Source organism: Phaeodactylibacter sp. (assembly GCF_040219495.1).
In the GTDB taxonomy this organism is placed as follows: Bacteria; Bacteroidota; Bacteroidia; order Chitinophagales; family Saprospiraceae; genus Phaeodactylibacter.
On sequence record NZ_JAVJSK010000049.1, the window covers coordinates 71165 to 83926 of the forward strand.

Annotated in this window: 9 protein-coding genes; 5 read left to right on the forward strand and 4 right to left on the reverse strand. The window is 50.4% G+C overall.

What is annotated here, in order from left to right:
* Nucleotides 1–4: 4 nt before the first annotated feature.
* Entirely contained in the window at nucleotides 5–811 is an 807-nt protein-coding gene (locus RIC19_RS07255; RefSeq protein WP_350177636.1) for a hypothetical protein, read from the reverse strand.
* 198 nt (nucleotides 812–1009) lie between these two features.
* On the opposite strand from RIC19_RS07255, the gene RIC19_RS07260 reads away from it, so the two are divergent.
* A complete protein-coding gene (locus RIC19_RS07260) occupies nucleotides 1010–1762 on the forward strand; it encodes a polyprenol monophosphomannose synthase (protein ID WP_350177637.1) in 753 nt (250 codons plus the stop codon).
* A gap of 1 nt (nucleotide 1763) precedes the next feature.
* Here RIC19_RS07260 and RIC19_RS07265 read toward each other — a convergent pair whose 3' ends face one another.
* A complete protein-coding gene (locus tag RIC19_RS07265) occupies nucleotides 1764–2792 on the reverse strand; it encodes a hypothetical protein (RefSeq protein WP_350177638.1) in 1029 nt (342 codons plus the stop codon).
* Between the two features lie 146 nt (nucleotides 2793–2938).
* Between RIC19_RS07265 and holA the strand changes: the two genes are divergently transcribed.
* Both holA and RIC19_RS07275 read left to right on the forward strand, forming a co-directional pair.
* The gene (gene holA, locus RIC19_RS07270; protein ID WP_350177639.1) at nucleotides 2939–3946 is read left to right on the forward strand and encodes a DNA polymerase III subunit delta; all 1008 of its coding nucleotides are present in this window, start codon (nucleotides 2939–2941) and stop codon (nucleotides 3944–3946) included.
* A 112-nt stretch (nucleotides 3947–4058) separates the two neighbouring features.
* Complete coding sequence (locus RIC19_RS07275) at nucleotides 4059–7100, forward strand: choice-of-anchor L domain-containing protein (RefSeq protein ID WP_350177640.1); 3042 nt, start codon at nucleotides 4059–4061, stop codon at nucleotides 7098–7100.
* On the opposite strand, the gene RIC19_RS07280 is transcribed toward RIC19_RS07275, so the two are convergent.
* Nucleotides 7097–8224, reverse strand: a complete 1128-nt coding sequence (locus RIC19_RS07280) for a sulfatase-like hydrolase/transferase (RefSeq protein WP_350177641.1) — start codon at nucleotides 8222–8224, stop codon at nucleotides 7097–7099. The two genes, RIC19_RS07275 and RIC19_RS07280, sit on opposite strands and share 4 nt — an antisense overlap.
* Before the next feature lie 21 nt (nucleotides 8225–8245).
* Nucleotides 8246–10378 (reverse strand): hypothetical protein, encoded by a 2133-nt coding sequence (locus RIC19_RS07285; RefSeq protein ID WP_350177642.1) that lies wholly within the window; start codon nucleotides 10376–10378, stop codon nucleotides 8246–8248.
* A gap of 235 nt (nucleotides 10379–10613) precedes the next feature.
* Here RIC19_RS07285 and RIC19_RS07290 point away from each other — a divergent pair, with 235 nt between their 5' ends.
* Together RIC19_RS07290 and RIC19_RS07295 are read left to right on the forward strand one after the other, a co-directional pair.
* The gene (locus tag RIC19_RS07290; protein ID WP_350177643.1) at nucleotides 10614–11546 is read left to right on the forward strand and encodes a formylglycine-generating enzyme family protein; all 933 of its coding nucleotides are present in this window, start codon (nucleotides 10614–10616) and stop codon (nucleotides 11544–11546) included.
* Between the two features lie 302 nt (nucleotides 11547–11848).
* Nucleotides 11849–12664 (forward strand): SDR family oxidoreductase, encoded by an 816-nt coding sequence (locus RIC19_RS07295; RefSeq protein WP_350177644.1) that lies wholly within the window; start codon nucleotides 11849–11851, stop codon nucleotides 12662–12664.
* Nucleotides 12665–12762 lie beyond the last annotated feature (98 nt).

Genomic DNA, 12762 nt, shown 5'->3' on the forward strand with positions numbered 1-12762 from the left:
TAAGTTAACGCGATTGATAGCGATATACAAGTGAAAAGCCATACCGGCTCGATAGCCCGATATTGCGCCCACCGGTAATATAGGCCAGGTTACCTGCCAGCCCTATGCCTTTATAGACTGGAATGTAGAGGGTTGCGCCCAGACGGGTCCAGTCGGAACCTGACCCTCCTGTTATTTGCTGGTCGACAGCATTATTGAGGGTGTTGTACCATTCCACCCAGCCTTCCACGAAATAGTGCGCATTGCCGAAGCCCATGCGCGCCAGTACCGGGATTGAGGTCTGTAGCGGGGACAAAAACCGGAAGTCGGCACCACTTTGCAAATGAAAGAAAAAGCCATAGTCCGTATTGTACTGCAGGGCCAGCCGCCCCTGAAACTGCACCGCACCGTAGCCGATCGGTGTTTCTACAGTAGTGGGATAGGCTGACAGGGGCGTAGTCAACCCCACTGCGGTTATCGTGTTGAGCCTGCCCGAAGAAAACTCTCGTAACCCGTTCCGTATTTTTATAAAAATGGACCCATCCTGAACCCCGTTGATATTTTCGTTTATGTAGAGATAAGGGATGTTGATGACCAGCGACCCGTGGTCGGTCATACTATATTCAGCAAACAGGTTGTAGCTAATAGTGGTCAGTTCACGCTGACGGGTTTCATTGCCAAACCGGTATTCGTCGAAGTGCTCATAGCCATAGCCGGGTGCAATATCAAGCGTGCCCTTAGGGTTCATGAAGCCATTGATCATACCCTGTGCGCCTGTAAGCATTGGGAGCAGCAAGAACCCGAATAGCAGGTGGAATGTTGTTTTTTGCATCATCTTCATTTTGAACAAAAGTAGCGTAATGTCTTACATAAATAATGTGGTGCAGGCGACAGGACCGGCTGAAAGGCGTCTTTTTGTGCCGGTGGCGGACAGGAAGTAAACTTTTTTGTTCAGCCGCTCAAAATAAAGGGCAAAGCGTCTATCTTTGTGGCCCAATTCATCGTACTACTAATCTCAGAATTTCCCACTTTGTCTGATAGTCTAGTCATAATTCCAACCTATAATGAATGCGAGAATATCCTTCGCATGATTGAGACCGTGATGAACCTGGAAAAGGGTTTTCACCTGCTTATCGTTGACGATGGCTCCCCGGACGGCACAGCGGATCTTGTTCGTGAAAAGCAGAAAACATACCCCGGGCGAGTATACCTTAAAGAGCGGCAGGGGAAACTAGGGCTGGGTACGGCTTATATCGCTGGTTTTAAGTGGGGGCTGGATCATGAATACGAGTTTATTTTTGAGATGGATGCTGACTTTTCTCACAATCCGGACGATCTGCTCCGGTTGTACGACGCTTGTGCACAGCCGGGAGTCGGGATGAGCGTAGGCTCCCGCTATGTAAAAGGAGGTCAGCTCGAGAATTGGCCCATTGACCGTATTGCACTGTCCTACGGCGCATCCCTTTACGTAAAGTTTATCACCTTTATGCCGGTCAATGACCCTACGGCAGGCTTCGTCTGCTATCGGCGGGAAGTCCTGGAAGCTATGGATTTGGATAAAATCCGCTTCGTGGGCTACGCCTTCCAGATCGAAATGAAATTTGCGACCTACCAAATGGGCTACAAAATCGTCGAGGTGCCTATCACCTTTACCGATCGGGTGGAAGGGACTTCTAAAATGTCCTCAGGCATTATCAAAGAGGCTGTCTTCGGCGTACTACAAATGCGAATGCGCGGCTTTTTCAGTAAGTACCGCGTAGGACCTGCTCCCTCTAAGCACTAAATTATTTCCTCCCTCCACTTTTTCTCTTTTCCGCATTCAAACGGCGCAGCACTTTGGTTTTGTTGGGGCGGTTAACTTGGGCATGATAGTGGTTTATCTGCTTATCTAGATCTTTCTGGTACTCATTTAAAATTTTCTGAACATTAAAAAACTGAACATCTGAAAGTACAGAACAGCAACTAGTCAAATCAGATTTCAACCGTTGTGCAGCATCATCTGCAATTTGCAAATACCCTTCAGCCAATGAAGCTTTTACAGTATCCGGCGCAACGATATAGGAATACTTGTAATCAATCATCGCGGCAGTGAAAAACTGAAGGGAGTCTCCCTCTATATCATAGTCCAGATAAAGTTGCGTTTTGACAAAAATGGAATCCTGAGGGTCAGCGCTCGTTAAATTCAAAACTTCTTCCTCTGCCAGTAATGGTGCGGGCACACAAGGCATTTTACAAGTCAAATTAGTATCAATATTCCATCCAGGACGGTAGTAATCATACCGATAGTCCACATACTTGATACGGATATTTGGAGCAGAATTGATAAATAACTTTCGCTGTTCCAACTGATTGATAAATGCTTCTGTCTCTTCTGAAGGTACGAGGTGCTGACTGTTTTCCCAAAGTGAAGGGCGGTACGGAGTATACTGTATCTGCTGGTAATCGCTAAGGGTGGGCGGCGCATCGAAGATGGGCATCGTGAAGGGAGATTCGTAATCATAAAAGACAAAACGGGTTTGGCTATTGAATGAATACTGCCGCCGTGGTTGATTCACATGAATATCAAACTCCGCTGTAATGAGGTCAAATAACAACCGGTCCATAGCATCCATCCTAAATCGGGCAGTCAGGTGAATCCCTGATTTTGGGATTCGGCTAGCAGATGGATCTTCCATCGTTCGAAAAGAATGGTTATGGAAATGGTCAGTTTTTAATTCCAACTGCTGTAACGTACTTGCAGATTTGAAGAAGAAGACCTTGCCGGAGAAGGAATTTGCATTGTTCCATAAGCACTGACTAAAGCCATTGCCCACAAGAGGTATTTTATTTTCATTTTAGTCGGGTTTGTTCTGTTCCAGCCTTACTAAAGTACAGGACCCAATAAAAAAACAGCCTAAAAAAACATAAACTGCCTTCCACCTTACGTATTATTGCCAATCACTTGTAAAAAACGCCGATTTTGGAATTTCAGCAAATTCTGCGCGAGCTCCGGGAAAACACATTCCGGCCCATCTATTTCCTGCATGGAAAGGAACCTTACTTTGTTGACACCATTTCCTCCTACATTGAGAAAAACGCCTTGTCGGAAAGCGAGCGGTCTTTCAATCAGAGTGTCTTCTACGGTAAGGATGTAGACCACATGGCCATCGTAGATGCGGCCCGCCGTTTCCCAATGATGGCTGCCCGTCAGGTTGTCCTTCTGAAGGAAGCCCAGGATATGCGCAACCTATCCAACCTGCTTTCCTACATCGAAAAGCCCATGGAGTCCACCATCCTGGTGATCGCCCACAAGCACAAGAAGCTCAACCTCAATTCAAAGTTTGGCAAAGCCCTCAAGAAAAACGCACTGATTTTTGAGTCTAAGCCGCTGTATGACAATCAGGTGCCGGGCTGGATCAGCAACTACCTGAAAAGCCACAAGCTAACCATCACTCCGAAGGCAGGCGAGCTGATTGCCGAAAACCTGGGCACCGACCTCTCCAAAATCGCCAACGAGCTTGATAAGCTGGCACTTAACCTGCCTGCCGGAACGCAGGTGGACGATGCCGCCGTAGAAAAACATATCGGCATCAGCAAAGACTTCAACGTCTTTGAGCTGCAGCGGGCGATCGGGCTGCGCGACCCGCTCAAAGCACAACGGATCGTCAATTACTTTGCTGCCAACCCTAAAAAAGGGCCTATGCCGATGCTCGTAGGCTCGCTCTACAACTACTTTAGCAAGATCTACCTCTTCCACAGCGCGAAAAATTTGCCGGAAAACGAATTATTGAGTACTTTGCAGTTGCGTTCGAGCTTCTTCTTGAAAGAATATCGGGCAGCAGCACGCAACTACTCCCACTCCAAGACTGAGCAAGTCATTACCCTCCTGAAAGAATTCGATCTGAAGTCTAAAGGCGTTGGCTACAACAACACCGGTAAGCCCGAGGGCGAACTGATGAAAGAAATGGTCTGGCGCATCATGCACTGATACCTTATCGTAAACACCCCCATTTTGAATCTATTGGCATCACTTTTACACCAGCCCATTGAAGGGCGGAGGTGGCGTAGCGATGTATAATCCTGATATCAAACCATAACCAATGAAGATGAGGTTTTTTACGATTTTGAGCTTGCTTTTTCTGACCGGCATCCTTTATGCACAAGCACCTTATACGGTGATCGGATCACTGGATTCCACCTTCACGCCCATCGAGCTGATCGAAGATGTATGCCTTGGTGAGGGCATTGAAGTCACGGATATCCAATTTGAAGGGGTAAGCCCGGCTGTGGGCCGGTTTCTCGGCGGCAGTAATATTATTGGGCTGGAGCAGGGCTTCCTCATGACAACCGGACTGGCACAGTCTTCCGGCAACTTTGGTGGGGCAGATTTGGCTAGTTTTGGAGATGCCTCCTTCATTAATAACAGCAATGCCTACACAGAGGAGATAGCCACAATTTCCAACAATAGTACGATCAGAGATGTCGCTATATTCCGGATCAACTTTATTCCCACCGGCGATACCCTCATGTTCCGCTATGTCTTTGCTTCTGATGAGTACCCCAACTTTGTATGCAGCAATTTTAACGACGTGTTTGGTTTCTTCCTGGAAGGTACAGACCCGGAGACGGGAACCTCCGCGATTCGCAACCTCGCCCAGATTCCGGGCACGGAACTTCCGGTATCTATTAACAGCATCAATAATGGTGTGCCGGGCGGATATCCCGGAAGCCATCCGGCATGGTGCTCTGAAGAATTCAACGGTTCACTCGACTACGCCAACCTGTTCAATCAGGTGCCGCCCTTTGTCGCGCCCAGCTATAATGGCTTTACAGATGTACTCCTGGCCAAAGCTGATGTGGTGCCTTGTCAGGAGTACCAAATGACCCTTGTTATTGCTGATGTTGGAGACGCATGGTGGGATTCTGGCATCTACTTTGAGGCGAATAGCTTTTGTTCCTTTTCCGGCAGCCACGGCACTACAGAGCGTTTGACTATCACCGAAGACTGTGCACCTCAGGAGCTGGAGGTCGACCTCAGCCTTTTCCCGGAAGAGGAATATCCACTGACTTATTCCATCACCGGTGGTGCAACAGCCGGGGTCGGCTTAGTTGGAATCCCACTCACTGGCACCATTGATGAAATGGCGGACACCTGGCTTCTGCCCATAGATATCATGGCGGACAGCCTGGCACAGGGAGCTGATACCCTAAGCATAGAAATAAAAGGAGCGACCTGCCGGGAGAAAGTCTTTGAGCTCACGATTCTGGACCCTCTCCTGATAGAAGGGCCCTCTGATGCAGCGGCTTGTGCCGGGGACCCTGTGACTCTTACGGCAACCCATGATTCCACCCTGTTGGTCGATTTCGATTTCTCCTGGAGCAATGGCATGACTGGGGCCTCCATCGAAGTGAATCCTCCCACCACCACCACCTACACGCTTACTTACGGCAATGCTGCGGGCACTTGTACGCAGGACTATACGGTATTCGTGACGCCGCTGGAATCTGAAATTACGGTCAGCATCAACGAAGGGCAGTCCTATCTCTTCGGCAATCAAAACCTGACCGCCGCTGGCACTTATGAAGAAGCCTTTACCGCTGCTAACGGATGCGACAGCCTTGTGCAGCTAACCTTGCTGGTGAAACCGATAGCTGAAGTTCTGACCGATTCCATTGCCATAGGACAGGAAGGCACCCTCTGTGTGAATACGGATTTATTCCAGAGCGTTGTGAGTTTCACGGAAGCCTGCGGCAATATCCAAACCGCCACGCTTTTGACCGATCCCACCACAGCATGCGCAACTTATACTGGCCTGCAAACCGGGCAGGATACCCTTTGCTTCCTCGCCTGTGGCAATACCGGGCTTTGCGACACCACTTACTTAGTGCTGAGGGTCTTCACGAATTTGCTGGACGCAGTAGACGACTACGATACCACTGCTTATGATGAGGGCAAAATCATTGATGTGCTCAGCAACGACTGGGTCAGCAGCACCACGCTTACCGATCAGTACCTCGTCAGCCTCCCTGAGACTGGCATAGCCACGCTGAACCCGGATGGAAGCATTCTCTACGAGCCCGATCTCAGCACCTGTCTTCAGGAAGAGTCCTTCAGCTATGCGATTTGCAATGACATTGGCTGTGATACGGCCACTGTTTTCCTCTTCCTCGACGAAACCGAAGGGCAGTGCGATCTTGTTTGGCCGGGCGATGTAGGCAACGATGGTATCGTTAATCAAATGGACCAATGGGCGATCGGGCTGGCTTATGGCCGGGAAGGTATTGTGCGGGCGAACGCCAGTATTGACTGGGTGGGGCAATATGCGCTCAACTGGCCGAGCACCATCACCTTTGCCTATGAATTTAACGCCAAATATGGCGATTGTAACGGGGATGGCTTTATCACGGCAGATGATATGGAGGCGATTGAGCAAAATTGGGGGCTTACGCATCCGTTAGCGCCAATTGTCCCCTTCAGCTTCCCGGAAAAAGAGCAGCCAAAATCACTTGGCCCGGTAGCCGAATCAGGCGGGCAGTATCGTATTCCGGTCTACCTGGGTGAAATCAGCCAGCCTGTACAGGATGCCTATGGCTTGTCCTTCACCCTCCACTTTGAGCCGGGCACGCTCACCCATTTACATTTTGAAGCGCAGGAAGGCGCCTTCCACTCAGCACATAGCCCCTTGCTGAACCTGGTCAGAGTGGAAACCGATAAAGCGATTGTCTCTATTGTCCGGACCAATCAGGAGGGCGTCGAACTCACTGGCTATATTGGTGATTTATTGACCAATAACTCCAATTTCACGATTTCCGATTGGTTTTTCCTGCAGTCAGATGGGGATGTCTTTGCTTTGCCAGGCGACGTGGCACCAACTGCCATTACAGGCACACATCAGACCGGTCTTTCCAATGCGCTCGCACTAAAGGCTTATCCGGTACCCGCTCAGGGGGAGATCTTTGTGGAAACCAATGAACCGGCTATGGCTACCGTCTTTAATGCCAGCGGGCAGTTGATTTGGAGTGGCCCATTGCGGACAGGTGTGCAAAGGTTATCTGTTGCGGACTGGCAGCCGGGCATTTATCTGCTCCGGGCAGAAGGGAAGGAAAACGTGGCTTACACCCGGATTTTGGTTAATCGTTAATCAACCGTAGACAGGGTGTACTTCCTATGGGAAATGTACCGAAGGCTATCCATCAAAACGGAATCTGAGGGGAGCTGTTCTGTCTGTAAACCATTCAGGCGGAACAGTTCTCTATTACCTTCATAATCAGAAAGGTAAAGCAGGTTTGGGGTGTATAAAGAATGATACTTGAGGCTACTGCTACGCCCGTAATCAGCATATTTTATTCCTCCAAAGTCACCATCCAAAATCTGTTGTACCGTAGGCGCATTACAGGCATGCGTTTGCTGTCCATCCACAAAGCAGCGTTCCACCAGGGTGGGGAAGAGGCTGCGCAACTCCGTCAGTTGGGGTACGCGGTGGCTACTATCCTGCTTGAAATCATAGTAAAGGAAAGGTACTTTGATGTATTGTGGTTTGAAGTATTCCCGTTCGAGGTCTCCAGCTGGGACACCCATAGGGTTTATGCCCAACAGGATGACGATGGTGTTGCTGGCCTCCTGAATGTCCATCAGCTGGTCCAGCAGGCGGCCCACTTCCCTGTCCACTTCCGTTAGGGCGTCCTGATAAGCCACCTGATTGCTGTCTTGTAAAATCGCCTTCATTTGGTAGTGGGCGTTGATGAAAAACGGGTCGCCCTCGTATTCAGTCCACAGAGCGATCACCTGACTTGTGATGCCAGCGTTCCAGTCAGCATTTGGTGCTTCCAATGCGGCCTTTTCCGCAAAGTGGGCTACCCTAATCGGATCGTAGGCAGATTTACCCGGAGGTTTCAGCCCCGGAAAAGCAATGCGGTAGTCACCCGATTCCAATCCCGGAAACAGGGAATTCAGATAAGGTCCCTCTCCAGGAATGGTCCCAAAAAGATTGGGGTACCAACCGGTAAAAATGCTTGTCATGGCTTCCTCTGCTAAAGGATGCTGAGCCAGGGCATCCTCAAAAACCACCGCCCGCATCGCCAGTCGGTCGATATTTGGCGTTTGGAAAACCATATCCCCGTAGCAGGGAAGTGACCGGCTCAGGCCCTCAACAGAAATGAGCAATACATTCGGCGGATTGTATTTCCAGTTGCGCAATTTATTACAACTAAAAAGTGCCAACAGCAAGAGCAGCGGCAGGAGTCGGTAGCGTATTTGGCATTTCATACTACAAAGAAAGAAAGTTCTTTACAATCGGACCCGTATACCCGGCCCAAACAGCAAAAACCACTTTTGCTCCGATAGAAAATAACCGCCTCCGGCAAACAGCGGGAAAGACAAGCGGCTGGAGTACTTGGTTTTGATCGGGTACAGACTGACGAGGCCTACGAGCCCCACATCCCGGTTGGTGTTATTTTCACTGAAGTTGAAAGCATTGAACGCCAGGAAGCCCGCACCAAATTTATAAGGCTTGGGCTTGTTGATCTTCTTGTCTTTGTAAAAACTAAACTGGGCTATCATGGCCATGCTGATCCCGCCTAAATTACCAAAACCCGGCTCGCTCAACCGTTTAATAACCAGGCCTGCCGGGAAGGACACATCAATATCAAAGCTGCTACGGCGGTAAAGCACAAACTCTGAAGTCTGACTAAAGCCCTTGCTTTTCCCATAGTGGTCTTCATCATGAGAGATTTTGACTCGTATGGTCGACCACAGATCCAGGTCGTAGATTTTTTTGCGCAGGTATTTGTTCAGGCTCATGTCGAAGGTCTGGCACTGTTGTTGTTTGTAGAAGCTGGCCCGCGGGGACTCCGGGGCGGGGCAAACCACAAAACCCGGCAGTTCCCGCTGATCGACCAACTGATTGCGCTGATCCCGGATTTCCACTTCTGCTTTCAGGTACTGTGGGCCATGCAAAAGCCCGCTGTCAATGCGCTCCGGACGGAAGGCCAGCAGAATGTCATCCATATTTTCTTCTACGAAAAGTAATTTGTCTGCTTCGTTAAGCCCAATCTTTTGCTCCCCGTACCGGAGCGTAATGAAGTCCAGCACCCTCGGGCGGTCGTACTCCCTGATGTTGAGGGATTGCCCGGTCGGCTTATCGTGGTTAAAAACCTGTACTTTTTGCTGTATGATATCAATAGGGACCCTCGCCCAAAACACTTGTGTTTCAGCCGTACTGGTCAGGGTATCTTTTTCTACTTGTTTGAGCCCTTCGAAACTAAAATCGCCCCGGTCGAGCTCCTGCCCCTCAATGCGTATACCGATCCGCTCACCGGGATAAATCTGGTTGCCTGATTGCCAATTTTGCCCCTCCCGCTGCAGGCTCAGCCGGTCAATTTGCATCTCCGGCATGATGTCCATATTAGTAATGAATTTGGCCTGGTCACCATCCTTGATATAAAGGTAGCCCTGATTGCGCCGGTGATGGCCATAAAGGCGCAGCCAGCACAGGAGCTTACCGTTGCCTAATATATTGCGGGTAAACAACTCCGCGACCAAGGCACCGCCCGGCCGTTCTTGTGCTTCCAGGCGGTAGGTTTTTTCCAGTTCCAGTCCGGCATCATAGTCGAGCTCCACCTCAATGCCTTTACCGCGGTTGTCGTCACCGAGTACCATACGGCCGGGCTCCACTTTCAGAAAGCCCAGCTTCGCCGGTTTTACGGTGAAGTCACGCTCCAGGGGCGGTAGCGTATAGCGTGGTGTCCGCGTGGAATCCAGATAGGGCTTCCTTGTTTCGAGCGTAGCCTGCAGCGTTTTGATTCCTACCGCATCAGGTAGCAGGTGAAGCATCAGTTTGCCTTTATCTTTGGTGATCCGGTAGGGGATTTCCCCGCCCCTGATCCAGTTAGGCTGTGGCCGGATGTTGTCCAGGTTGCCGGTTTGGAGCTTAAAAACACGTTCTTCTCCTATAAATAACTCATCAACAGCCGACTCGAAGCTGACCCGGGTACGCGTGGTAGGGAACATCCGGAATTCCAGCAAATAGGGTTGGCGGGAATAAATGGAGACAATTTCCATTGAAAGCTGAAGGAAATCCAGGTTTGTGATCGGCTTAAACCGGATTTTCAGCCGGTAGTATTCTTCATTGACCAAACGAAGGCTGTCGATAAGCTCGAAATCGCCGGAAGGCAGCAGCGTTACATTTTCAATAACACTTCGTCCGATAGGGTAGAAGCGGAACTCCACAGTGGGAGTTTCTTCCCGGTATTCAAACCCTAGATAAGAGTCGGATTGCCACTGCAGTTGGTGTGCTGTCCATCGGAAAACGGACGTATCAATCCGCATTTCCACATCTTTAAAAAAACGGAGATCAGGCATTTGGGCCCAAAGCCCTGCGCTCACCCATAATAGCGCAAATAGGTAAAGGTGCCGCTGCATGGTTGGTTTTAGTTTTGTTTGGTACTTTTGATTTACCATAAATGAAACGCCTCCGCTGAATATTTTGTGCGGAAGCCAACGGGACTATAAAAAATAACCGCTATACATGACTTATCGTTTGCTTTGGTGCTTTGCTTTTGCACTGCTTTTTCAATCTTGCGGACCGGATAACGCACCGCCTACTGAGGTTGCCTCAACGCATCCATCCTCAGCGCCCGCTGCAAAAAGTAGCACAATGAATACGGATGGGATGGTACTCATTCCCGGAGGAACCCTGCAAATGGGGGGCGACAACGAACAAGCAGACCCTAATGAATACCCCAAGCACCCTGTCCGTATCGATTCTTTTTATATGGATGCCCGGGAAGTCACCAACCAGGAGTTTAAGGCTTTCGCGGAAGCCACAGGTTACCTCACCGTAGCCGAACGGGCCATTGACTGGGAGACGTTGAAATCCAGTGTGCCGCCCGGCACGCCCAGGCCACCGGACAGCCTGTTGCAACCGGGTGCCCTTGTTTTCACAGCTACAGACGGCCCGGTACCGCTCAACAACGTAGGGCAGTGGTGGCAGTGGACGGTTGGCGCTAACTGGCAGCACCCCGAAGGCCCGGGTAGTTCTATCGAAGGCCGCATGAGACATCCGGTGGTTCAGATCGCCTGGGAAGATGCCGAAGCTTACGCGAAGTGGGCCGGAAAGCGCCTTCCGACTGAAGCAGAGTGGGAATGGGCTGCCCGGGGCGGCAAGGAAGGAGCCATTTATCCCTGGGGCGATGAGCCGGTAGGCGAGGGGCCTCCCAAAGCGAACTACTGGCAGGGGTTTTTCCCTTATGAAAATACGGAAAAAGATGGTTTTTTCCTCACCGCTCCCGTTGGTGCTTTCCCACCTAATGGGTACGGGCTTTACGATATGGCCGGCAACGTTTGGGAATGGTGCAGCGACTGGTACGATTACGATTTTTATAAGAAGGAGGCGGCAAAAAAACCAAACCCGGAATCCAGAAAAGCCTGGAACCCCATGCAGCCGTATCAGGCCGAGAAAGTGCTGCGGGGCGGCTCATTTCTCTGCAACGACAGCTACTGCTCAGGCTACCGGAACGCCCGCCGTATGAGCTCCAGCCCGGATACCGGGCTCAACCATACGGGGTTTCGTTGCGCCCGTAGTTTGTAGTTCTACCGGTTTTCCCGGAGGGATTTTTCTTTGATCTGATCTCGTGTGAAGAGCCTGCGTAAGATTACAAACCTTTGGGCATTACCTCCTTCCTAAGCGACGAGCGATTAATAAGTGTTGTGTTTAGATAGCCTAGCGCTTTTTTCTTTAGCCAAAGCCTGTCCCGCAAAATGGCGGGATTCCCGACCTTAGTGGCGCTGAGGCTGGTGGTTCTTCAACGCCGAATAAAGGAAAAAGCGCTCCTGGAAAACCGACAATTATTGATTGCTCGTCGCTAAAGTGAACTCCAAAAAGAATACAATATGAATCGATTTGATTGCTCCGGGCGTGTGGCCGTGATTACCGGGGGCAGTGGCGTGCTAGGCGGTGCGATGGCAGAGGGGCTCGGAGAATCAGGCTGCAAACTGGCGGTTCTGGGGCGTACGGACGCTAAAGTCGGGGATAGGGTTGCCGCGCTCCGCAGTAAAGGCTTTGAGGCGATTCCACTGATTGCGAATGTGCTGGACAAGCCTGCTCTTGAGGCTTGTAAACAAGAAGTGCTGGCAACGTGGGGCCGTATTGATATCCTCATCAACGCAGCCGGTGGGAATAAGCCCGGGGCCGTTGTACAACCCGATCAGGAAATTTTTGACCTGTCGGTACCCGACTTCAGCCAGGTCGTTCAGCTCAACTTACAAGGCACACTACTGCCGACTATAGTCTTTAGCGAAGTCATGGCGCACCAACAAAAAAGCGGGGTGATCCTGAATATCTCCTCCATGGCCGCCCAACTGCCACTAACGCGGGTGATGGGCTACAGCGCCGCAAAAGCAGCAATTGATAATTTCACGCGCTGGCTGTCCGTAGAAATGGCACAGAAATACGGCGAGAGAATACGGGTGAATGCCCTCGCCCCCGGGTTTTTTATTGGCGAACAAAACCGCAGCCTCCTTCTCAATAGTGACGGTACCTACACGGCACGTGCTCAAACGATCCTTTCCCAGACCCCGATGAACCGTTTCGGCGAGCCGGAGGAACTCATCGGTGCAGTGCAATGGCTGTGTAGCGATGCCGCCCGCTTCGTTACGGGGATTGTGGTCCCTGTAGACGGCGGTTTTAGCGCCTTTTCGGGAGTTTAGGGTACAGCTAGCAAATATTGTTTTGAGAAGTTGTCCGGGATCAGCAAGAAGATGCCTAATTTAAAGGCAAGAAAAATTAACTTTAAAACAAACGAAAA